Annotated in this window: 21 protein-coding genes; 5 read left to right on the forward strand and 16 right to left on the reverse strand. The window is 66.2% G+C overall.

The features are described 5' to 3' along the window. Positions 1-150: 150 nt before the first annotated feature. Positions 151-1,155 carry a tripartite tricarboxylate transporter substrate binding protein gene (locus CupriaWKF_RS02855; RefSeq protein WP_276099534.1) on the forward strand — a complete coding sequence of 335 codons (1,005 nt, stop codon included), beginning with the start codon at positions 151-153 and terminating at the stop codon, positions 1,153-1,155. Between the two features lie 60 nt (positions 1,156-1,215). Here CupriaWKF_RS02855 and CupriaWKF_RS02860 read toward each other — a convergent pair whose 3' ends face one another. The 8 genes from CupriaWKF_RS02860 to fba all read right to left on the reverse strand — a co-directional run bounded on the left by CupriaWKF_RS02860 (position 1,216) and on the right by fba (position 7,793). Then, complete coding sequence (locus tag CupriaWKF_RS02860; protein ID WP_276099535.1) at positions 1,216-1,530, reverse strand: hypothetical protein; 315 nt, start codon at positions 1,528-1,530, stop codon at positions 1,216-1,218. 10 nt (positions 1,531-1,540) lie between these two features. Then, complete coding sequence (locus CupriaWKF_RS02865) at positions 1,541-2,176, reverse strand: type VI secretion system amidase effector protein Tae4 (RefSeq protein ID WP_276099536.1); 636 nt, start codon at positions 2,174-2,176, stop codon at positions 1,541-1,543. 2 nt (positions 2,177-2,178) lie between these two features. Continuing rightward, the gene (locus CupriaWKF_RS02870; protein ID WP_276099537.1) at positions 2,179-2,679 is read right to left on the reverse strand and encodes a PAAR domain-containing protein; all 501 of its coding nucleotides are present in this window, start codon (positions 2,677-2,679) and stop codon (positions 2,179-2,181) included. Between the two features lie 214 nt (positions 2,680-2,893). Continuing rightward, positions 2,894-3,880 (reverse strand): L-threonylcarbamoyladenylate synthase, encoded by a 987-nt coding sequence (locus CupriaWKF_RS02875; RefSeq protein WP_276099538.1) that lies wholly within the window; start codon positions 3,878-3,880, stop codon positions 2,894-2,896. 39 nt (positions 3,881-3,919) lie between these two features. Then, entirely contained in the window at positions 3,920-5,164 is a 1,245-nt protein-coding gene (locus CupriaWKF_RS02880; protein WP_276099539.1) for a 5-(carboxyamino)imidazole ribonucleotide synthase, read from the reverse strand. A 39-nt stretch (positions 5,165-5,203) separates the two neighbouring features. Beyond that, positions 5,204-5,701, reverse strand: a complete 498-nt coding sequence (gene purE, locus CupriaWKF_RS02885; RefSeq protein WP_276099540.1) for a 5-(carboxyamino)imidazole ribonucleotide mutase — start codon at positions 5,699-5,701, stop codon at positions 5,204-5,206. A gap of 16 nt (positions 5,702-5,717) precedes the next feature. Continuing rightward, entirely contained in the window at positions 5,718-6,626 is a 909-nt protein-coding gene (locus CupriaWKF_RS02890) for a phosphoribosylaminoimidazolesuccinocarboxamide synthase (protein WP_276099541.1), read from the reverse strand. A 102-nt stretch (positions 6,627-6,728) separates the two neighbouring features. Next, positions 6,729-7,793, reverse strand: a complete 1,065-nt coding sequence (gene fba, locus CupriaWKF_RS02895) for a class II fructose-bisphosphate aldolase (protein ID WP_276099542.1) — start codon at positions 7,791-7,793, stop codon at positions 6,729-6,731. Here fba and CupriaWKF_RS02900 point away from each other — a divergent pair. Beyond that, complete coding sequence (locus tag CupriaWKF_RS02900) at positions 7,792-7,926, forward strand: hypothetical protein (protein ID WP_276099543.1); 135 nt, start codon at positions 7,792-7,794, stop codon at positions 7,924-7,926. The genes fba and CupriaWKF_RS02900 overlap by 2 nt on opposite strands. Before the next feature lie 5 nt (positions 7,927-7,931). Here the strand turns inward: CupriaWKF_RS02900 and pyk are convergent, their stop codons facing one another. Together pyk and CupriaWKF_RS02910 are read right to left on the reverse strand one after the other, a co-directional pair. Continuing rightward, positions 7,932-9,368 (reverse strand): pyruvate kinase, encoded by a 1,437-nt coding sequence (gene pyk, locus CupriaWKF_RS02905; protein WP_276099544.1) that lies wholly within the window; start codon positions 9,366-9,368, stop codon positions 7,932-7,934. A 38-nt stretch (positions 9,369-9,406) separates the two neighbouring features. Further along, a complete protein-coding gene (locus tag CupriaWKF_RS02910; protein ID WP_276099545.1) occupies positions 9,407-10,603 on the reverse strand; it encodes a phosphoglycerate kinase in 1,197 nt (398 codons plus the stop codon). Positions 10,604-10,944: 341 nt separating this feature from the next. Here CupriaWKF_RS02910 and CupriaWKF_RS02915 point away from each other — a divergent pair, with 341 nt between their 5' ends. Together CupriaWKF_RS02915 and CupriaWKF_RS02920 are read left to right on the forward strand one after the other, a co-directional pair. Continuing rightward, a complete protein-coding gene (locus tag CupriaWKF_RS02915; protein WP_276099546.1) occupies positions 10,945-12,051 on the forward strand; it encodes a helix-turn-helix transcriptional regulator in 1,107 nt (368 codons plus the stop codon). Between the two features lie 46 nt (positions 12,052-12,097). Next, entirely contained in the window at positions 12,098-13,261 is a 1,164-nt protein-coding gene (locus tag CupriaWKF_RS02920) for a helix-turn-helix transcriptional regulator (RefSeq protein ID WP_276099547.1), read from the forward strand. Here CupriaWKF_RS02920 and CupriaWKF_RS02925 read toward each other — a convergent pair. The 5 genes from CupriaWKF_RS02925 to CupriaWKF_RS02945 all read right to left on the reverse strand — a co-directional run bounded on the left by CupriaWKF_RS02925 (position 13,244) and on the right by CupriaWKF_RS02945 (position 17,345). Next, positions 13,244-13,567 carry an AzlD domain-containing protein gene (locus CupriaWKF_RS02925; RefSeq protein WP_276099548.1) on the reverse strand — a complete coding sequence of 108 codons (324 nt, stop codon included), beginning with the start codon at positions 13,565-13,567 and terminating at the stop codon, positions 13,244-13,246. The genes CupriaWKF_RS02920 and CupriaWKF_RS02925 overlap by 18 nt on opposite strands. Further along, positions 13,564-14,382, reverse strand: a complete 819-nt coding sequence (locus tag CupriaWKF_RS02930) for an AzlC family ABC transporter permease (RefSeq protein ID WP_276099549.1) — start codon at positions 14,380-14,382, stop codon at positions 13,564-13,566. Before CupriaWKF_RS02930 ends, CupriaWKF_RS02925 begins: the two co-directional genes overlap by 4 nt. 168 nt (positions 14,383-14,550) lie before the next feature. After that, positions 14,551-16,080 (reverse strand): D-alanyl-D-alanine carboxypeptidase/D-alanyl-D-alanine-endopeptidase, encoded by a 1,530-nt coding sequence (gene dacB / locus CupriaWKF_RS02935; RefSeq protein ID WP_276099550.1) that lies wholly within the window; start codon positions 16,078-16,080, stop codon positions 14,551-14,553. A 63-nt stretch (positions 16,081-16,143) separates the two neighbouring features. Then, a complete protein-coding gene (locus CupriaWKF_RS02940) occupies positions 16,144-16,755 on the reverse strand; it encodes a MarR family transcriptional regulator (RefSeq protein ID WP_276099551.1) in 612 nt (203 codons plus the stop codon). A 122-nt stretch (positions 16,756-16,877) separates the two neighbouring features. Next, positions 16,878-17,345, reverse strand: coding sequence for a PACE efflux transporter (locus tag CupriaWKF_RS02945; protein WP_276099552.1), 468 nt, complete (start codon positions 17,343-17,345; stop codon positions 16,878-16,880). Positions 17,346-17,451: 106 nt separating this feature from the next. On the opposite strand from CupriaWKF_RS02945, the gene CupriaWKF_RS02950 reads away from it, so the two are divergent. Then, on the forward strand, positions 17,452-18,375 hold the full coding sequence (locus tag CupriaWKF_RS02950) for a LysR family transcriptional regulator (protein ID WP_276100647.1): 924 nt from the start codon (positions 17,452-17,454) through the stop codon (positions 18,373-18,375). 6 nt (positions 18,376-18,381) lie between these two features. On the opposite strand, the gene CupriaWKF_RS02955 is transcribed toward CupriaWKF_RS02950, so the two are convergent. Further along, entirely contained in the window at positions 18,382-19,650 is a 1,269-nt protein-coding gene (locus CupriaWKF_RS02955; protein WP_276098122.1) for an IS256 family transposase, read from the reverse strand. Between the last annotated feature and the right edge of the window lie 270 nt (positions 19,651-19,920).

Genomic DNA, 19,920 nt, shown 5'->3' on the forward strand with positions numbered 1-19,920 from the left:
GGCATACCTTCAAGCGAACTCGGTCGTTTGGTTTTGGCCGGAACATTGCTATCGTGTGACCTTTGGACCCGGGCGCCAAGACCCTGGCCCGCGACGGCGTCGTTCTGGTTCCGGCGCCCTGGTCATTCATTTCCTTCGACGGTGCCCCCTATGTCCCGCCTGCCCCTGCGCTTCTCGTTCCGCTCCGCTCTTCAGCTGACTGCCGGCCTGGCCGCAGCGTGCGCCATGGCCGCCCCCGCGCACGCGCAAGGCGAGTGGCCGACGCAGCCGGTGACCATCCTGATGGGTTTCACCGCCGGCTCGGGCGTGGATATGGTGGGCCGCACGCTGCAGGAATCGCTGCAGAAGTCGCTCAAGACCACGATCATCTACGACTACCGTCCGGGCGCCGGCGGCAACGTGGCCTCGGAAGTCGTGGCCCATGCCAGGCCGGATGGCTACACGCTGCTGCTGGGCACGGCCGCCACGCATGGCATCAACCCGGCGCTGTACAAGAGCCTGCCGTTCGATGCCGATGCCGATTTCACGCCGATCGCGCCGCTGGTAGAAGTCTCGAACGTGCTGACCATCAACCCGGCCGTGATCGACGTGAAGTCGGTTAAGGAATTCATCGAGAAGGTCAAGGCCAACCCGGGCAAGTACAACTACGCATCCACGGGCAATGGCACCGGCACGCACCTGGCGTTCGCCGAATTCAATGCGCGCGCCGGTCTCGACATGGTCCACGTCCCATACAAGGGTGGCCCCGATGCGCTGCAGGCCGTGCTCAAGGGCGAAGTCTGCTGCATCTTCAACCAGGTCCAGAGCGTGCTGCCGCAGTATCGTGCGGGCAAGGTGCGCTTGCTCGGCGTGACCACGAGCAAGCGCGTGCCGGTGGTACCGGAGGTGCCGACCATTGCTGAAAGCGCGCTGCCCGGCTTCAACAGCACCATCTGGTTCGGCTTCTTCGGGCCGAAGGGGCTGGACCCGAAGATCACGCACAAGATCAACGACGCGGTGAAGGCCGCGCTGGAAACGCCGGCCATCCGCCAGAAGCTGATCGACGCGGGGAATTCGCCGCGTGTGGAAAGCGTGGATCAGTTCCGTACGACGGTGAAGGCGGACCGGCAGAAGTGGGCGGGGGTGGTGAAGACGGTGGGGGCTTCGATCGATTGATCGGGGTTGGAAGGGGCGCGCCCGTGGAGTTGCGGGCGTGAAGGGCGCCGGCTAGTGAAACTAGAAGTAGAGTTGCTTCAGGTGTTTGCTATGGAGCAAGAAGTCCACGGCAAACAATGAGAGCGGGATAAAGGCGATGCATAGTAGCCAGATTGCCCGCTGCCTGATGGAGCGACCCCATGCCATGGTGGCACCCGCCGCAAAGGGTGTCACCAGGTACGCCGTGAGGGCGTGGAACGTGACCCACGGCGGGCAATCTTCGGCGCAGGAGGAAATCCTCCACGTATCCGCGACAAACGCCGGCAACAGGTCAATCACGCACCCCAGGGCAAAGCCAACGAGGAAAAGCAGGGTCTTTGTAATGAATGTCTTCATGGTTTCGTGATCAGCTGATTTCGAAGAACCAGATTGTTCGGGCTCTGCTCAGGTCGTGGTAGAGCTTCGGGATGCTGCTAATGCCCAAACGGAATCTCAGGAAATTGTGAAAGGCTCCAGTGATGCCATTTGCCGTGAGCGTGGCACCGTTCCACAGGTCAATATGACCTCCCGTCGCGGCATCGGGTGAATCCTCATCGCGCTGCCGATACTCACCAAAGAAGATGATTCCGGTCCGGCCGCGCACCTTGTCCTGCCAGTCCGGCCCGGTCACCACATCCGGCTTCTGGGGCAACCCTGCAAACGGCTTCAGGCAAAGCCATTGAGCCATTTCGTCCGCACGCGTCGCAGTCGGTTTCCCGTTCAGAAGAATGCGGCCGAGCGTTGATTTCCCCCGGCCTGGCCTGACGTTCTGCTGGGAGAACGATTTCATATCGATGCCGATACGGTGCAGGGTTGCACTGAGGCGAATGGCGCACTGGTTGGAGTGAGTCCTTTCCGGATCGCTATAAGGCCTGCCAGTGACGTAGTTGTCCCAGAGTTGCTGGAAGCTGACCGGCCAGATCTTCAGGTTTAGGGTCGAGCCTGCAACGGGATTTGTCCGGACCGTGCGGCTGCCGGTTGCGGGAAGCGATTGCGCTGGCATGATCAACCTCGCGCCAGGGCATCGTCGCCCCAGAAGATCTCATAGTTGCCGAGGCTCTCCGTGGCGATGCGGGGCATCAGTCCGGCCGTGTCGAGCCTGCCGCTGAAACGGCGTCCGTAGACCGCTTCGTCATAGACTCCGGCCTCCCCCTGAAAATCGCTTTGCACAGGATGCTTTGCAAAGCCCTGCGCAACAAGCTCGTCATGCGTCAGCACGTGGCGCATGCCCGTCATGGAGTGAATCAGCCGCGGCGGGGGATCGCACCGGCAGATGCAGAGGTCGCCGTCGAGCGCATCCTTCCGCCCATGGAACGAGTTGGCGTGCCGTGGTCCGACACAAAGAATATGACCCGTGGTCTTGCAGGCGGGACACCAGACGGCATCGCCCTCCAGCGCGAGTGGTACGCCCATCTGGGTCATTCTGGCGTCGTTGGCGCCAACCACGATACCGTTGCTGGTGGTCCTGTCGCCTTGTACGAGGTTGTATCGGATGTGTCGCTGCATGGGATGGTCCTTCAATGTCCGAGAAGGGGCGCATCCATGCGTATAGCGCCGACAGGGCGCTATTGGAATCGGCGGATTCCTAAAGTTGTTGAGGAATCGGCTCTATCGCAGGGCAGGCAATCGTGTTCGCGCGGGCCGTCCTGCCCGCAAGAGAAGGGGGCTTCGCGCGATCACGACAAGCCGGCACATCGCTGCTGCGAAGAGCGACGGGAGCTTACCCTCCAAACGCCGCCGCAGCCCGCTGCAGCCGATCCCTGACCCCAGCCCATTCATGACCATCCGGCAGCGGCTCGAACACCAGCCGCGTGTAGCCCTGCTTGTCCAGCTTGCGCAGCAGGCGGTACAGCTCGCGGGCGTAAGTGGTGGCATCGGCGGGCGCCTGCACCCACGTGCAACGGGGATCTTCGACCGGCGCACGCCCAACCCATGCCACGCGTGCATCGGCGGCCAGGCCGGGCAGTTGCGCCGCCAGTTCGGCCGCATGAGCCAGCACCAGCGGCGTATGCGGGGCATAGTGCGCCTTGAGCGTGCCAGACGCGCGCGGGGCGGCGGCATCAGGCGGCAGCGGCGCTTCGCCGAGCACCTGAGCCATCATCGCCGGCGTGATCGCGCCCGGACGCAGCAGCACCGGGCCGATGCCCTGGTCCAGCCGCGACAGGTCGACGATGGTCGATTCGATCCCCACTTCCACGCCATCGCCTTCGAGCACATAGACCGCATCGCCGAACTCGTCGCGCACATGCTGCGCCGTGGTCGGGCTGACCTGGCCGAACTTGTTGGCCGAGGGTGCGGCAATGCCGCCGCGGCCGCGCTTGAAGCGCGACAGCAGCGCCTGCGCAACCGGATGCGACGGGCAGCGCAGGCCAATGCTGTCCTGCCCGCCGGCCACTGCCGCATCGATATGCGCGGCACGCTTGAGGATCAGCGTGAGCGGGCCGGGCCAGAACGCTTCGATCAGCTTGTTCGCGGCTTCCGGCACCTCGTCGACCCAATAGCCGATGTCGGCGCCGTCCACCACGTGCACGATGACCGGGTGGTTAGACGGACGGCCCTTGAGCGCGAAGATGCGCGCCACTGCTTCCGGGTTCTCGGCGTCGGCGCCGAGCCCGTAGACGGTTTCAGTGGGAAAGGCGACCAGCTGGCCGGCCTCCAGCAGGCGGACCGCTTCGTCCAGTTCGGCGGCCGTGGGCATGCGCGACATCGTGTTCCTTGAGGCTGGCGTGGCAGTGTTGCGGAGTGTTCAGAGCGGGATGTGCAGCGCTTGCTCGGCCACCCGGAATGCCTGTTCCGCGGCCTCGGCGTTTTCGCCAATGCAGTTCACGTGGCCCATCTTGCGCGACGGGCGCGCATCGCTCTTGCCGTACAGGTGCAGCTTGGCTCCGGGCTGGACCAGGACTTCATCCCAAGCCGGCGTGCGCTCCAGGCCGAACTCGAACCACACGTCGCCAAGCAGGTTCAGCATCTTGCCGGCCGAATGCTGGCGCGTGCTGCCCAGCGGCAGGCGGGCCATGGCGCGCACCTGCTGCTCGAACTGGCTGGTTTCGCACGCGTCCATGGTGATGTGGCCGGAGTTGTGCGGGCGCGGTGCCATTTCGTTGGCGATCAGCGAGCCATCGGTGAGCACGAAGAATTCGATGCAGAGCACGCCCACATAGCCCATCTCGGTGGCGATGATCGCGGCGGCGGCGCGGGCGCGGTCGGCGATCGCGGCCGAGACGCTGGTGGACGGCATCGTCGTCGAGAACAGGATGCCGTCGCGGTGCACGTTCTCGGCCAGCGGCCAGGTTGCGGTGCTGCCATCGGCGGCGCGTGCGGCCAGCACCGAGACCTCGTAGGCCAGCGGCAGCATCTGCTCGAGCACGCACGGCACGTGCTGCATGGCCTTCCACGCGGCGCGCACGTCTTCGCGCGTCTTCACGCGGGCCTGGCCCTTGCCGTCATAGCCCATGCGCGCCGTCTTGAGGATGCCCGGCAGCACCGTGTCGGGCAACTGGTCCACGTCCGCATCGTGCTGGATCACCCAGTGCGGAGCGGTCGGCACGCCGGTGCGCTCGGCGCACGAGGCAAAGAACTTCTTCTCGCCGATGCGGTTCTGCGCGATCGACACGCAGTAGCCGCGCGGCGCGACAAAGGAGCCGAGCTGTTCCAGCCGGTCCAGCGACAGCGACGGCACGTTCTCGAACTCCGTGCTGACGGCCTGGCACAGCTTTGCCATCTCGGCCAGCGCGGCCTCGTCGGTGTAAGGCGCGCAGATATGCTTGTCGGCCACGGAGCCGGCAGGGCTGTCCTGGTCCGGGTCGAGCACGCAGACGCGATAGCCCATGGCCTGCGCCGCATGCGTGAACATGCGGCCAAGCTGACCGCCGCCAAGCATGCCGAGCCAGGCGCCGGGCAGGATGGGCGCGCTGGGGTTGTCGACGCCGAACTCGGCGCGCGACTCCGGCGTATGGGCTTCGGAGAGGTGGGGATGGATATCGGTCGGCATTGCTCGGTTCCGTGGTTTCCGGGGGTTACGGCTCGGTGATTACAGCGGCAGCGTCATGGCGCGGGCAGCCTCGGTCTGCTTCGCGCGGAAGGCTTCCAGGGCATTGGCCAGGGCCTCGTCGGTGGTGGCCAGCGTGGCGATGGCGTGCAGAGCCGCATTGGCGGCACCGGCTTCGCCGATCGCAAACGTCGCCACCGGCACGCCCTTGGGCATCTGCACGATCGACAGCAGCGAATCCTCGCCGCGCAGGTACCTGGACGGCACCGGCACGCCGAACACCGGCACGATGGTCTTGGCGGCGATCATGCCCGGCAGGTGCGCGGCACCGCCGGCGCCGGCGATGATCGCGCGGATGCCGCGGCCGCGCGCGGTCTCGGCATAGCGGAACATGTCGTCAGCCATGCGGTGCGCCGAGACCACCTGGGCCTCGAACGGCACGCCGAAATCCTTCAGCATGGCCACGGCGTGCTGCATCACGTCCCAGTCGGAACTGCTGCCCATTACGACGCCGACGACCGGCTTGTCTTGCTTGCTCACGTCCTGTCCTCCGGGCTTACTGCAGTTCCTCGCCGGTCAGGCGCGTCAGCGCCTCACGATACTTAGCGGCGGTCTTCTCGATCACGTCGTCCGGCAGCTTCGGCGCCGGCGCGGTCTTGGGCCACGGCTTGCCGTCGATGCGCACGGCTTCCAGCCAGTCGCGCACGAACTGCTTGTCGAACGACGGCGGGTTGGTGCCGACCTGGTATGAATCGGCCGGCCAGAAGCGCGACGAATCGGCGGTCAGGACTTCGTCCATCAGCGTGAGGGTGCCGTTCTCGTCCAGGCCGAACTCGAACTTGGTGTCGGCGATGATGATGCCGCGCGTGGCCGCGTAATCGGCCGCTTCCTTGTACAGGCGGATCGAGATATCGCGCATCTGGCGGGCCAGCGCCACGCCGATGCGTTCCTCGACCTCGCCGAACGAGATGTTCTCGTCGTGCTCGCCCATCTCGGCCTTGGCGGCCGGGGTGAAGATCGGCTCGGGCAGCTTCTGCGCGTTCTGCAGGCCGGCCGGCAGCTCGATGCCACACACCTTGCCCGTCGCCTGGTAGTCCTTCCAGCCGCTGCCGGCCAGGTAGCCGCGCACCACGGCTTCCACCAGGATCGGCTTCAGGCGCTTGACCACCACGGCGCGGCCCTGCACCTGCGCGACTTCCTCGGGCTTCACCACGGTTTCCGCGGCGACATCGGTCTCGTGGTTCGGCACGATATGCGCGAGCTTGCGGAACCAGAAGTTCGCCATCTGGTTCAGCACGCGGCCCTTGTCGGGAATGGGCTCGCCCATGATGACGTCGAAGGCCGACAGGCGGTCGGTGGTAACGATCAGCAGCTTGTCTTCGCCGACGGCGTAGTTGTCGCGCACCTTGCCGTGGCCGAGCAGCGGCAGCGATTGGATGGAGGACTGGTAGAGAGCGTTAGGCATGGTGGTTCCGATAAAACGGCGAAGCCGCCGGGCACGGAATGCTGCCGCGGCGGCCGGAACGTCAAACCGCCGTCCGCGTGTGCGGATGGCGGTCAGGGGACATTACTGCACAACCTGGGCAAGCTTGCCCGACTTGTACTGGCTGGCGATATCCGCCAGCGATACCGACTTGATCTTGCTGGCCTGGCCTTCGCAGCCGAAGGCGATGTAGCGGGCCTTGCACACTTGCTTGGCGGCCTCGCGGGCCGGCTTCAGGTATTCGCGCGGGTCGAACTTGCTCGGGTTCTCGACAAAGAAGCGGCGGATCGCGCCGGTCATGGCCAGGCGGATGTCGGTGTCGATGTTGATCTTGCGCACGCCATACTTGATGGCTTCCTGGATTTCCTCGACCGGCACGCCGTAGGTTTCCTTCATGTCGCCGCCGAACTTGCGGATCTCTTCGAGCAGTTCCTGCGGCACCGACGACGAGCCGTGCATCACCAGGTGGGTGTTGGGGATGCGCGCGTGGATTTCCTTGATGCGGTTGATCGCCAGGATGTCGCCGGTCGGCTTGCGCGTGAACTTGTAGGCGCCGTGCGAGGTGCCGATGGCGATGGCCAGTGCGTCGAGCTGGGTGGCCTTGACGAAGTCGGCGGCCTGCTCGGGGTCGGTCAGCAGCATGGAGTGGTCCAGCTTGCCTTCGGCGCCGATGCCGTCCTCTTCACCGGCTTCGCCGGTTTCCAGCGAGCCCAGGCAGCCCAGTTCGCCTTCGACGGTCACGCCGATCGCGTGCGACAGCTGCACGACCTTGCGGGTCACGTCGACGTTGTACTCGTAGTCGGCCGGGGTCTTGCCGTCTTCGCGCAGCGAGCCGTCCATCATCACCGACGAGAAGCCCAGGTCGATCGCGGCCTGGCAGATCGCCGGCGACTGGCCGTGGTCCTGGTGCATCACCACCGGGATGTGCGGGTAGGCCTCGACCGCGGCTTCGATCAGGTGGCGCAGGAAGTGCTCGCCGGCATATTTGCGGGCGCCTGCCGAGGCCTGCATGATCACCGGGGCGTTGACCTCGTCGGCCGCCTGCATGATGGCCTGGACCTGCTCGAGGTTGTTCACGTTGAATGCCGGCAGACCATAGCCGTTTTCGGCAGCGTGGTCGAGCAGCTGGCGCATCGATACGAGTGGCATGTCAAAACTCCTGAAGGTAAATGGTGTGTCTCTGAATCTTGTTCTGCTGGCGCTTTCCGTCGCGCTGGCCATACTGGCCGGGCAGGCCATTCTGCACCGCTTGCCGCCGTGCTTCTGCCCGCCGTCGCACTAACTGCTTCAACTTCCCACCCTGACGATCTTGAGGGTGTTGGTGCCGCCGGGCTGGCCCATGGGCTCGCCGATGGTCAGCACGATGAAATCGCCGCGCTGCACCACGCCCTGCGCGAGCAGCAGCTCTTCGGCCTGCTCCAGCGCGGTGTCGCGGTCGGTGCTCGCCTGCAGCGGCAGCGGCACGACGTTGCGGTACAGCTGCATCTTGCGCTCGGACGCCACGTTCGGCGTCATCGCGTAGATCGGCACATGGATGCGGTGACGGCTCATCCACAGCGCGGTCGCGCCCGAATCGGTCAGCGCGGCAATCGCCTTCACTTGCAGATGATAGGCGGTGAACAGCGCACCCATCGCCACCGACTGGTCGATGCGCGAGAAGGTCTGGTTGAGGAAGTCCGTGTCGAGCTGCACCACCTCTGACTTCTCGGCTTCGATGCAGACCGCGGCCATGGCCTCGACGGTCTCCACCGGGTAGCGGCCCGCGGCGGTCTCGGCCGACAGCATCACGGCGTCGGTGCCGTCGAGCACGGCGTTGGCCACGTCGGAGACCTCGGCGCGCGTCGGCACCGGGTTCACGATCATGCTTTCCATCATCTGCGTGGCGGTGATGGTCAGCTTGTTGGCCTCGCGCGCGAGCCGGATCATGCGCTTTTGCAGCGCAGGCACGGCGGCGTTGCCGACTTCCACGGCCAGGTCGCCGCGCGCCACCATGATGCCGTCCGAGGCCTGCAGGATTTCCTCGAGCACGCCCGGGTTGATGGCTTCGGCGCGTTCGATCTTGGCGATCATGCGCGCCTTGTGGCCGTGCGGCTGGCCGGCCACGGCCGCCAGCTGGCGTGCCATCTCCATGTCGGTGGCGTTCTTCGGGAAGCTCACCGCGACATAGTCCGCGCCCAGCGACATGGCGGTCTTGATATCGTCCATGTCCTTGGCCGTCAGCGCCGGCGCCGACAGGCCGCCGCCCTGGCGGTTGATGCCCTTGTTGTTGGACAGCTCGCCGCCGATGCGCACTGTGGTGAAGATCTCGTTGCCGAGCACGCGGTCCACCACCAGCACGATCAGGCCGTCATTGAGCAGCAGCAGGTCGCCCGGACCGACGTCGCGCGGCAGGTCCTTGTAATCCAGTCCGACGCGCGCCTCGTTGCCCAGCTGGCAGGCCGAATCCAGGATGAACGAATCGCCCGGCTTGAGCGTGACCTTGCCGCTCTCGAACTTGCCCACGCGGATCTTGGGGCCCTGCAGGTCGGCCATGATGGCCACCTCGCGCCCGCAGGCCCGGGCCGCCTCGCGCACGAGCGCCGCGCGGTCGATATGGTCCTGCGCGGTGCCGTGCGAGAAGTTCAGCCGCACCACATCCACCCCGGCCGCGATCATGCGCGTAAGCACTTCCAGCGAACTGGAGGCGGGGCCGATGGTGGCGACGATCTTGGTCGAGCGGGTCATGGCGGGAGATCCTTGTGCGGACGTGGACGAGTCTGGCCTCAGCCGGCCGCGCGCTGCTCCAGCACTTCAAACGCGGGCAGCTTCTTGCCTTCCAGGAACTCCAGGAACGCGCCGCCGCCGGTCGAGATGTAGCCGACACGGTCGGCGATGCCGTACTTGGCGATGGCGGCCAGCGTGTCGCCGCCACCGGCGATCGAGAAGGCCTTCGAGTCGGCGATGGCCTCGGCCAGCACCTTGGTGCCGTTGCCGAACTGGTCGAATTCGAATACGCCCACCGGGCCGTTCCACACGATGGTGCCCGCGGCCTTGAGCTGTTCGGCCAGCTGCGCGGCCGTCTTCGGACCGATGTCGAGAATCATGTCGTCATCGGCCACGTCCTTGACCTCCTTGACCGTAGCGGCGGCCGTGGCGCTGAATTCCTTGGCGCAGACCACGTCCACGGGGATGGGCACCGAGGCGCCGCGCGCGGCCATGATGTCGATGATGGCCTTGGCGTCCGCGACCAGGTCGGCCTCGGCCAGCGACTTGCCGATCTTCAGGCCGGCGGCCAGCATGAAGGTGTTGGCGATGCCGCCTCCGACGATCAGGTTGTCCACCTTGTCGGCCAGCGACTTCAGGATGGTCAGCTTGGTCGAGACCTTGGAGCCGGCCACGATGGCCACCAGCGGACGCGCCGGCTGGCCCAGCGCCTTGCCCAGCGCGTCGATCTCGGCAGCCAGCAGCGGGCCGGCGCAGGCGATCGGGGCGTACTTGGCGATGCCGTGCGTGGTGGCTTCGGCGCGGTGGGCGGTGCCGAACGCGTCATTGACGTACACGTCGCACAGCTTGGCCATCTTCTGCGCCAGTTCGTCGCTGTTCTTCTTCTCGCCCTTGTTCACGCGGCAGTTTTCCAGCAGCACCACCTGGCCCGGCGCGACTTCCACGCCATCGACCCAGTTCTGCACCAGTTGCACCGGCTTGCCCAGCAGCTCGGACAGGCGCTTGGCAATCGGCGCCAGCGAGTCGGCCGGCTTGAATTCACCCTCGGTCGGGCGGCCCAGGTGCGACGTGACCATCACCGCGGCGCCGGCGGCCAGGCTGGCCTCGATCGCGGGCACCGAGGCGCGGATGCGAGTGTCCTCGGTGATGTTGCCGGCGTCGTCCTGCGGCACGTTCATGTCGGCGCGGATGAACACACGCTTGCCGGAGAGTTTGCCTTGGGAGATGAGGTCGGATAGACGCAGGACGGTGGTCATGACGGTGTGATGGCGCGAGATTTCGCTTGGATTTCGGGGAAACAAGCATTTTACCTGATCGTGGTCATTGCCTAGCCGATTCCGGGCCGTGTCCCGCCAACGATGTGCATGCTTGCGCACAAGCACGCCGCGCAGTGTCTGATGGTCGACATCGTCCCCCACGAAAGCGGGGTGCGGCGTATATCCTCCTTGTGCCCCGAGTGGGGTAATGTACATAACGTCTGCACCGTCAGACACGCGAAATCACAGAGCCGGTCTATAACGGCCATAACAACAATAAGCTGCCGGGCAAGCCACAAGCATGCCGGGCGGGCAATTCGTCGAGAGTGCAGGGGAAGCAGATGAACGAAGCGGACATGCACGGTGCGATCCGTGGCTTGTACGAGGGTATTCTTGACCCTGGTGCGTGGCAGAGGAGCCTGCGCACCCTGACCGAGATGGCAGGTGCCGCGCACGCGTCGATGCTGGTGTGGGACACGGTGCGCGACCAGGTCAGCGTCAACGAGATCGTCAATCCGGTGCTCGAGCTGTTTACCGAGTACGAAGCCGAGTTCCAGTCCATCGATCCGGCCAAGCAGTTCGCGCCGCGCCTGAAACCTGGCGAATGGTATATCGACGCACGCGACCTCGGCCCGGGCGCCATGGCGCGCCATCCGTTCTACCGCGAGTTCTTCAACCGGTTCGACCTGCGCTCTTACGTGGCCTGCCTGGTCGAGCGCCAGCCGTACTACGAGGTCTATTTCTCGATGCAGCGCGCCACGTCGCAGCCGGTGTTTTCGACCGGCGATACGCGCGGCCTGGCCTGGGTGATCCCGCACATGCGCGGCGCCATCGCCCTGCGTGACCGCACGCAGAGCCTGTCGGCGCTGGCCAGCCTGTCGTCGCAGCTGGTGGAGCGCCTGAGTTTCGCGCTGCTGGTCATGTCGCCGCGCCGCCAGGTGCTGATGAGCAACCGCGCCGGCGAACAGTGGGCACGGCGCCTGGACCCGGCCGGCAAGGTGTCGGAATGGACCCTGTCGCGCCCGTTCGGCGACATGCTGCAGGCCGCCTGCGACCCGCAGCGCGCTACCGCGGCGCAGGCCGCGTGCGCCACCGACGGCCGCGGCAACAGCGCGCAGGTGATCGTGCTGCCGCTACCGCCAGCGCACGCCTTTGCCGCCGAATGGCAGGAGCCCGCCGCGCTCGTGGTCGTGCATGAGGACGGCGCCGCGCCGCCGATGCTGGGCACCGTCCTGCGCGAGCTGTACGGCCTCACGCCGGCCGAGACCCGCCTTGCCACCGCCCTCGCGACCGGCCAGGGCCTGCCGGAAGTCAGCGAGCAACTGCGCATCCGTCACGAGACCGCCCGTACCCAGCTCAAGGCCGTGTTCCACAAGACCGGCACCGGCAGCCAGGCGCAGCTTTCGCACCTGCTGTCCCGGCTGGCGGCGGCGCTGGCAGGGGGCTGACCCCGCCAGGATTGCAGATGCCCTGACAAGAACAAGAAGGGAAGGCATGAACGAAGACGAGATGCACGAGACCATTCGCGCGCTCTACCAGGGCATCTTCGATGCCGATGCCTGGCAGCGCAGCCTCGCCGCGCTGTGCCAGTCCAGCGGCAGCGTGCATGCGGCGCTGGTGGTGCGCGACACGGTGCGCGACCGCGTGCTGGTCAACCAGGTGGTCAACCCGGTGGCCGAAGAGGTCGCCGCCTACCGCGACTACTACGAGGCCCTGGACCCGGCGATCCCGTTCGTGTCGCAGCTCACGGTGGGCAACTGGTATATCGACGCGCGCGAACTTGGGGAGCAGGCCATGCGCAGCCTGCCGTTCTATGGCGAATTCTTCCGGCAATACGGCCTGTCGTCGCTGATGGCTTGCCTGATCGAGCGCCAGCCGCACTATGAGGTGTTCCTGTCGTTGCAGCGGCCGCTAGGCGGCGAGCGCTACTCGCCGGAAGATGCCCGCGCGCTGGACTGGGCCATCCCGCACGTGCGCCACGCCATCGCGCTGCGCGACCGCACGCGCCAGGTGTCGACGCTTGCGCATGTCTCGGCCGAGTTGCTGGAGCGCTTGCCATTCGCGGTGATCGTCTTTGCCGAGGACGGCAAGGTCCTGCTCGCGAACCATTCCGGCGAGGCGTGGAGCCGCCGCCTGCTGCCCGTTGCGGCGCTAGGCGTCGGTGGCGGCGCCACCGTTGCCAGGGCCGAAGAATGGCGCCTGTCGCGACCGTTCCCCGAGGTGCTGCGCGCAGCCGGAGACCCGGTCATTGCCCAGCCGGCGCAGGCCCTGCGCGCGACCGGCCCCGATGGCCGCGAGGCCCAGGTCGTGGTGCTGCCGCTGCCGGCGGCGCACCACCTTGCGGTCGACTGGCAGCAGCCGGCCGTGCTGGTCGCGGTGCATGAGGCCGGCGCCCCGGCGATGGGGATTGCCGGCGTGCTGCGCGAACTATATGGACTCACGCCTGCCGAGATCCGGCTGGCCATGCTGCTGACGACAGGCATCGGCCTGCCGGAGGCGTGCGAGCAGCTCGGCATCCGGCGCGAAACCAGCCGCACCCAGCTCAAGGCGATCTTCACCAAGACCGGCACCGGCACGCAGGCGCAACTGGCGCACCTGCTGACGCGGCTTGGTGTGGTGCTGGGCGCCGGGCAGCCGCCGTCAGGCAAGCAGGCGTAGCGCGGTGTAGACCGCCATGCCCGCCGCGATCATGCCCACCATGCGGCGCGTGAACAGGTAGAACACCGCCGCGCTGACGCCGGCGACGAGCTTGTAGTTGGAAGGCGCCAGCGTGAAATGGCCGTGCCAGGTCATCAGGTCGGGCAGGATGATCGCCGCGAGCGCGGCGGCCGGCGCGTAGCGCAGCGCGCGCTGGAGCCGGTCCGGTACGGTAACGTGTTCGCCCGCCATGAGGAACAGCGCGCGCGTGACAATGGTGAGGACGGCCATGCCGGCGAGCGCGATCCAGATCTCCGTGTGGCTCATGCCTGGTCCCCCTGTTCCGCCTGCGGGGCCACCGCGGCCCGGGCCAGCGCCCTGCGGTCCTGGATGCGGCGCAGCGTCGCGCGCGCGGCCAGTTCGTCGCTGGCCATGCCGGCGGCAATAGCGCCGATCACCGCCACCACCAGGCTCAGCCGGTAGGGCAGGTCAAAGCACAGCAGCGCGAGGATGGCCGACACCACCACGGCCAGCAGCGTCGAGCGTGAATTGATGGTGGCGAACATCACCGGGATCAGCGCCAGGGTGCCGGCCAGCCCAAGGCCCCAGCTGTCCGGGAACAGGCTTGCCAGCACGATGCCGATGATCGACGAGGTCTGCCACATGGCGAAGTTGGTCAGCGCCATGCCCCAGAAGTAGCCTTCCTTGCCCGGTTCATAGCCCGGCGTGCTGTAGCGCTGCATGAAGTAGACGAAATGCAGGTCGCCATTGAAGGAGCCGAGCAGTGTGCGCCGCCACAGCGGCATATAGCTGAAATGCGGTTGCAAGCCCGCGCTGAAGATCACGAAGCGCAGGTTCACGATGGCCGCGGTCAGCCACACCGTCCACAAAGGCAGGCCGGCCGCGAACAGGGGCAGCACCGCGAGCTGCGCCGAGCCCGCATAGACCAGCAGCGACATGCCGATGGCCTCGGGTACGGTCATGACGGACTTGCTCATCGCCACGCCCGTGACCAGGCCCCACGAGAACACGGCGGGCAGCGACGGCGCAAAAAAGCGCGCGCCTTCGATAAACGCGGCGCGCTCGGCTGGTGCAATGCGATGCCAGAGTCGCAACCAGGCCGAGGGTTGGGGGGAAGTCATGGGCAATGTCGGGGGAGAAACGCGGGACGGCGCCGGCGCAGCGGGGGGCTGCCGGCATTGCACCATTATAGGGGCGGACGTCGCTTAGGTAAGCGGATACTTAACAAAATCCGGGCCAGCGTTGGCTGGCCCCCACGCCGGCCCGTGGAACCGGCTGCCAGGCGTGCCTCAGGGTGCGCCGCGATACACCCACTGCATCAGCGCGTCGTGGGCTTCCTGCGCCTGCGAGGCATTGGGGTGGTTGATGAAGCTCACCACCACGTAGCGCTCGCCGTTGAGCGCGTCCACATAGCCGGCCAGCGCGCGCACGTCCTGCAGCGTGCCGGTCTTCAGGTAGGCATTGCCGGCGGCATTGGCGCGCGTGAGCCGGTTGCGCAGGGTGCCGTCCACGCCGAGGATCGGCAGCGAATCGAGCAGGGCCGGGCCGACATTGCTGGCCGCCGCCTGCTGCAGCAGCCGCGCCATGTCATAGGCGCTGATGCGTTCCTCGCGCGACAGGCCCGAGCCGTTGTCCAGCACCAGCCCGGGCATGTCCAGGCCCTGGCGGCTCAGCCAGCGCTGCACCACGCGCGTGGAGCGCGCGGTGCTCGCAGGCCCGCCGCGGTCCATTTCCGCGCCGATGGTCAGGAACAGCTGGCGCGCCATCACGTTGTTCGAGAACTTGTTGATATCGCGCACGATCGTGCCCAGCGGCTGGCCATAGTGCCGGGCCAGCAGCACGGCGCCGCGCGGGACAGTGCCGCTGCGCAGCGCTGGCAGGTGCGTGAAGCGCCCGCCCGCGGCCTGCCACTCGGCCACGAAGCCGCCCCAGGTGAATTCGCTGTGCGACAGCGCGGCGATATTGAGCACGTGTTCGCCGCAATCGCTCGCATAGGCGCCCGAGAACGACGCCAGCACCGTGCCGTCCGGCTGCGCCGACACGGTCGGCGCGGCGCTCGACTGCCAGTCGCCGCAGCGGCCGTTGGTGAGCGTCAGGCGATTGTCCAGGCGCAGCTGCGCCAGTGCCGGCGTGACCGAGACCGCCACGGACCGGCTGGCGTCGTCGGGCGTCAGCGTGAACGACAGCGTCTTGAACGCGTACAGCAGCGCGTCCGGGCCGACGTTGTAGGCGCGCTGGACCTCGCCGTCGATGGTGCCATTGCCGTTCAGGCCATCGGCGAAATAGCTGCGGTCGAGCACCAGGTCGCCGTTGATGGTGGTGGCGCCGGCCGTGCGCGCGCTGGCGACGAGCTTGGCCATTTCCTCGGGCACCAGCTTCGGGTCGCCGTGTCCGCGCAGGTAGACGTTGCCGTTGACCGTGCCGTAGCCGTCCGGCTGGCTGTCGGCATAGAGCGAAGTCTGCCAGCGGTAGTCGGGGCCCAGCAGCTGCAGGCCGGCGAAGGTGGTGACCAGCTTCATGGTCGAGGCCGGGTTCATCGGCTGCTGCGCGTTCCAGCTCGCGCGCGCCGCCGGGGCGCCGATCTTGACCACGTAGAAGCTGGCGGCGCTGGCCGGCACATGCGCGCGCTGCAGCGCCGTGGCGACCTGTGCCGGCAGGCCGGCGCGGACCAGCGTGGCATCGGCCCGCGTGCTGGGGGAGGTCGTGGCGGAAGTCCTGGCAGCCTTGGCCGGGTGGGCCAGGACGGGTGGCTGGGCGGCGGCCAGCAGCAGGGCGGCGGCCGCGCAAAACAGGGTGATTCTTCTTGGCATGGCGGCCATGTTAACGCATGGCCGGTGGCTGCCGGATGACACGCTCGCCGGCCGGCTTGCGCCGGCCGGCGATCATGGCGTGCGCGGTGGCGCCAGGCGTCCCAGCAGCGACTTGAGCGTAGCCTGTTCCTGTTCGGTCAGGGCCGACGCCACGTGCGCGTCATGCGCGATGACGGCCTGCTTCGCGGCCTCGAGCGTGCGCTTGCCGCCAGGTGTCAGCACCAGGCTGTAGGCGCGGCGATCCCCGGCGGCGGGGCGGCGCGCGACCAGGTTCATCTCTTCCAGGGCATCGACCAGCAAGACCGCCCCCGAGCGCGCGATACCCAGGATGCGCGCCAGGTCCGTGAGCTTCAGTTTCGGGTTGCGCGAGATGATCACGAGGGCCGAGAAGCGCGGCGGCGTGATCTGCCATTGCGCCAGCGAGGCGACGAAGTCCTCGTAGATGCGGATCTGCGCGCGGCGGATCGCGTAGCCGACCAGGCTGTCGAGCACGCCGTAGTCGATATCCGGCACATGCGGGTCGAAGCCGCCGTCGGCCCCCGTCCCGGATGCCGCGGGGTCGGGCGCCAGCGGCTCGCGGGGCTTGCGCCGGGTTCTCACGGCACGCGTGCTTTTCGGCGTACCGGCGGCGGCTGCTGCAAGCGCCGGCATGGCGGCGGGGGCGTCTGACAGATCGGGGCTCATTTGAGCAGTTTTCAGTTGCTGTTCTTGATTATCAGCATAACGCCGCCGCGCTGGTCAAAGCCATAGTGGTCTTGCGCACCGTCCCTGAGCATGCCACACGATGTCTTGTTGGGACCGGAAGTTCAGCCCAGCGCGGCGCCGCTCTCGCGCTGGTCGGCCTTGAGCGGGTCGGCCTTGAGCGACGGCACCGGGAAGGCGATGTCGTAGAGCCAGTTGTAGATCAGCGCGTAGACCATGTAGAAGCCGGCCACGGCAATGTCCATGATGAGCGCGTCGACCAGGCTGATGTCGAGGTACCAGGCCACCGACGGCAGGAACACCACCAGCAGGCCAAGCTCGAACAGGACGGCGTGCAGCGCGCGCACGACGACCGATTTGCGCAGCTGTCCGGTGAACCGAAGCATGGCCTTGTCGAAGATCAGGTTGTAGACGTAGTTCCAACCCGCCGCGATCAGCGAGGCCACCGCGCCGATCAGCCCCATCTGGTGCAGTTCGTAGCCGAACACCACGCTGGCAAGCGGCGCGAACGCCAGCAGGCCGATGACTTCAAAGCCGACGGCGTGGCGGATCCGGTCACGGGTGTTGCGCATGGGGCTCTCCTGCAAAGTGTTCGATGGCGTGAAGTCTATCGACTTTGATGGGGATGCCAAGTTAGGTAGTATCGTCAAAACCGATACATCACCGGCCAGTCACGCCATGTCCCTTTCCCTCGACCAACTCCAGGCTTTTGCCGCAGCCGCCGAAACGGGATCCTTTTCCGCTGCAGCGCGCCGGCTGGGCAAGGCCCAGTCGGTGATCAGCGCCGCGGTGGCAAACCTCGAGATCGATATCGGCAACGCGCTGTTCGACCGTTCCGGCCGCTACCCCGTGCTGACCGCGGCCGGCGAACGTCTGCTGGCGGAAGCGCGCGTGATCCTGGAACGCTGCGAACATTTCCGTGGTGTTGCCATGAGCCTGAGTGAGGGCGTGGAGACGCGGCTCGTTCTTGCCGTGGATGAGCTTTACCCTGAAGAGGCGCTCGGGATGCTGCTCGAGGAATTCTCGGGCCGTTTCCCCGCGGTCGAGCTGGAGCTGCTGTTCCCATTGATGGAAGACGTCAGCCGGCTGGTGCTCGAAGGCAGCGCGGACCTCGGCATCATGTGGCGGCAGGAGATCCTGCCGCCGGCGCTGGGTTTTCACGCGCTGGGCTGGGTACCGATGAAGATCCTTTGCGCGCCCGATCACCCGCTGGCGGGCGGCCAGCGCGTCGACTGGGAGGAGCTCAAGCGCCACCGCCAGCTCATGGTCGCGACCCGCACCGACAGCGAGGAGAAGATGCGGCTGCGCGTGGCGTCCGACGTCTGGTGGGTTGAAAGCCAGTGGGTGATCGTTGAACTGGTCAAGCGGGGTCTTGGGTGGGCATTCGTTCCGTGGCACGTAGTGGCCAATTCACCCGCGGCGGCGCAGCTGGTGTCGCCACCGCTGGCGTTCCAGGAGCAGGACTGGCCGGTAGCGCTCGAGTTGGTGTGGCATAAACAGCGCCCGCCTGGCAAAGCCGCTCGGTGGTTGCGGGAAAGGATTTGCGGCCAGGCATTGCCGCGGCCGGAGGTGTCAGGAATTTTGTGTGCTGAGGTCGGTTAAAAAATCTCAGCTCATGGCGGAGGTGAATCGCTCGCCAAACAGAATGGCGAACTGATTGACTGCTTGCCGCCAGGTGATAGGTGGCATCTTCCAATCCTTTTCGATGTTGCGCAAGGCCAGATACAGCAGTTTGCTGGCGGCCTCGTCGCTGGGGAAGTGGCCGCGATTCTTGACGATCTTGCGCAACTGCATGTGCATGCTCTCGATGGCGTTTGTCGTATAGATGATTCGACGCACCTCAGGCGGATAGACGAAGAAGGGAATCACCTGTTCCCATTGGCGCTGCCACATGGCCGCGACGGTAGGGAATTTGCGTCCCCACTCACTTCCCGCAAAGGTGTCGAGCGCTGCGGCCGCCGCCTCGGCCGTGGCGGCCTGATAGATCGGCTTGAGCGCGGCAGCCAACGGCTTACGGTCCTTCCAGCTCGCCAGATTCAGCGAATTGCGGATCAGATGCACGATGCAGGTCTGGATTTGCGCGGCCGGATAGACCGCCTCGATCGCCTCGGGGAAGCCGCGCAAGCCGTCGACCACCGCGATCAGGACGTCGTGCAAGCCGCGGTTCTTCAGTTCGTTGAAGACCTTCAGCCAGAACTTGGCGCCTTCGGTTTGCTCGATCCACAGACCTAGCACTTCCTTGCGGCCGTCGGCGCGGATGCCCAGCGCCAGATAGACCGCCTTGTTCTTGACCGTGCCTTCGTCGCGAATCTTCAGTCGTAGCGCGTCAAAGTACACGATCGGATACATGGCCTCGAGCGGGCGTTGCTGCCATTGCTCGACGTCAGCCAGCACCTCGTCGGTGACCGTGGAAATCAGATCGGGCGATACCTGCAGCCCGTACAGCTCCAGCAGATGGCCCTGAATCTCGCGCACGCTCATGCCGCGCGCATACATGCTGATGACGTGGTCGTCGAAGCCAGGCAGCCGGCGTTGATACTTGCCGACCAATTGGGGCTCGAACGTCGCCTGCCGATCGCGCGGAATATCCAGATTCAGCTCACCGTTGGGCGTCAGGACCGTCTTGGGGCTGGTGCCGTTGCGGTGGTTGCCGGTCTTGCCTTGCTCGGCCTCGTTATCCAGATGGTGACTCAACTCGGCGGCGAGCATACGCTCGGCCAACTGCTTCTTGAGCTGGCCGGCCAAGCCCGATTCGCCCAGGATCGACTCGGCATCCTTGCTCTGCACCTGGGCCAGCAGTTGATCGATCAGCTCATCGGGAAACAGCTTCGGTGCCTTCGGGTTCTTGCTCTTCTTGTTCACTGTCGTGTCGGTCATTGGACGTTTCCGTAATCGTCTCATGACCTCGGCACACTAAAAATCTGACAGGCTCCCGCGGCCCAAAAACCCAGACTCCGACCCGCGCGCAGCGCAGCCGTAGGCGTCCAACCGGCATGGTTAGGAGGGGCCACCAAGTAATCCGGGTTCGCTCATCTGACGTCTCTATCCTGATCATCTACGCGGCAGGCAGTCTGGCTATGCCCTGTACCGTCTTCACCACCACGGTCCGTTCGTCAGCCACGAAAACGCGTTTTTGGTTACTCTTGT

This window comes from Cupriavidus sp. WKF15 (genome assembly GCF_029278605.1).
Taxonomy (GTDB): domain Bacteria; phylum Pseudomonadota; class Gammaproteobacteria; order Burkholderiales; family Burkholderiaceae; genus Cupriavidus.

Bases quoted from the DNA above. Each gene is read 5' to 3' on its own strand.
- CupriaWKF_RS02920 (WP_276099547.1), top strand. From the start codon at position 12,098: ATGAACGAAGACGAGATGCACGAGACCATTCGCGCGCTCTACCAGGGC.
- CupriaWKF_RS02910 (WP_276099545.1), bottom strand. From the start codon at position 10,603: ATGACCACCGTCCTGCGTCTATCCGACCTCATCTCCCAAGGCAAACTC.
- CupriaWKF_RS02930 (WP_276099549.1), bottom strand. From the start codon at position 14,382: ATGACTTCCCCCCAACCCTCGGCCTGGTTGCGACTCTGGCATCGCATT.
- CupriaWKF_RS02940 (WP_276099551.1), bottom strand. From the start codon at position 16,755: ATGAGCCCCGATCTGTCAGACGCCCCCGCCGCCATGCCGGCGCTTGCA.
- CupriaWKF_RS02880 (WP_276099539.1), bottom strand. From the start codon at position 5,164: ATGCCGACCGATATCCATCCCCACCTCTCCGAAGCCCATACGCCGGAG.
- CupriaWKF_RS02870 (WP_276099537.1), bottom strand. From the start codon at position 2,679: ATGCAGCGACACATCCGATACAACCTCGTACAAGGCGACAGGACCACC.
- CupriaWKF_RS02945 (WP_276099552.1), bottom strand. From the start codon at position 17,345: ATGCGCAACACCCGTGACCGGATCCGCCACGCCGTCGGCTTTGAAGTC.
- CupriaWKF_RS02855 (WP_276099534.1), top strand. From the start codon at position 151: ATGTCCCGCCTGCCCCTGCGCTTCTCGTTCCGCTCCGCTCTTCAGCTG.
- fba (WP_276099542.1), bottom strand. From the start codon at position 7,793: ATGCCACTCGTATCGATGCGCCAGCTGCTCGACCACGCTGCCGAAAAC.
- CupriaWKF_RS02900 (WP_276099543.1), top strand. From the start codon at position 7,792: ATGTCAAAACTCCTGAAGGTAAATGGTGTGTCTCTGAATCTTGTTCTG.
- CupriaWKF_RS02950 (WP_276100647.1), top strand. From the start codon at position 17,452: ATGTCCCTTTCCCTCGACCAACTCCAGGCTTTTGCCGCAGCCGCCGAA.
- CupriaWKF_RS02915 (WP_276099546.1), top strand. From the start codon at position 10,945: ATGAACGAAGCGGACATGCACGGTGCGATCCGTGGCTTGTACGAGGGT.
- dacB (WP_276099550.1), bottom strand. From the start codon at position 16,080: ATGGCCGCCATGCCAAGAAGAATCACCCTGTTTTGCGCGGCCGCCGCC.
- CupriaWKF_RS02955 (WP_276098122.1), bottom strand. From the start codon at position 19,650: ATGACCGACACGACAGTGAACAAGAAGAGCAAGAACCCGAAGGCACCG.
- pyk (WP_276099544.1), bottom strand. From the start codon at position 9,368: ATGACCCGCTCGACCAAGATCGTCGCCACCATCGGCCCCGCCTCCAGT.
- CupriaWKF_RS02890 (WP_276099541.1), bottom strand. From the start codon at position 6,626: ATGCCTAACGCTCTCTACCAGTCCTCCATCCAATCGCTGCCGCTGCTC.
- CupriaWKF_RS02865 (WP_276099536.1), bottom strand. From the start codon at position 2,176: ATGCCAGCGCAATCGCTTCCCGCAACCGGCAGCCGCACGGTCCGGACA.
- CupriaWKF_RS02925 (WP_276099548.1), bottom strand. From the start codon at position 13,567: ATGAGCCACACGGAGATCTGGATCGCGCTCGCCGGCATGGCCGTCCTC.
- CupriaWKF_RS02860 (WP_276099535.1), bottom strand. From the start codon at position 1,530: ATGAAGACATTCATTACAAAGACCCTGCTTTTCCTCGTTGGCTTTGCC.
- CupriaWKF_RS02875 (WP_276099538.1), bottom strand. From the start codon at position 3,880: ATGTCGCGCATGCCCACGGCCGCCGAACTGGACGAAGCGGTCCGCCTG.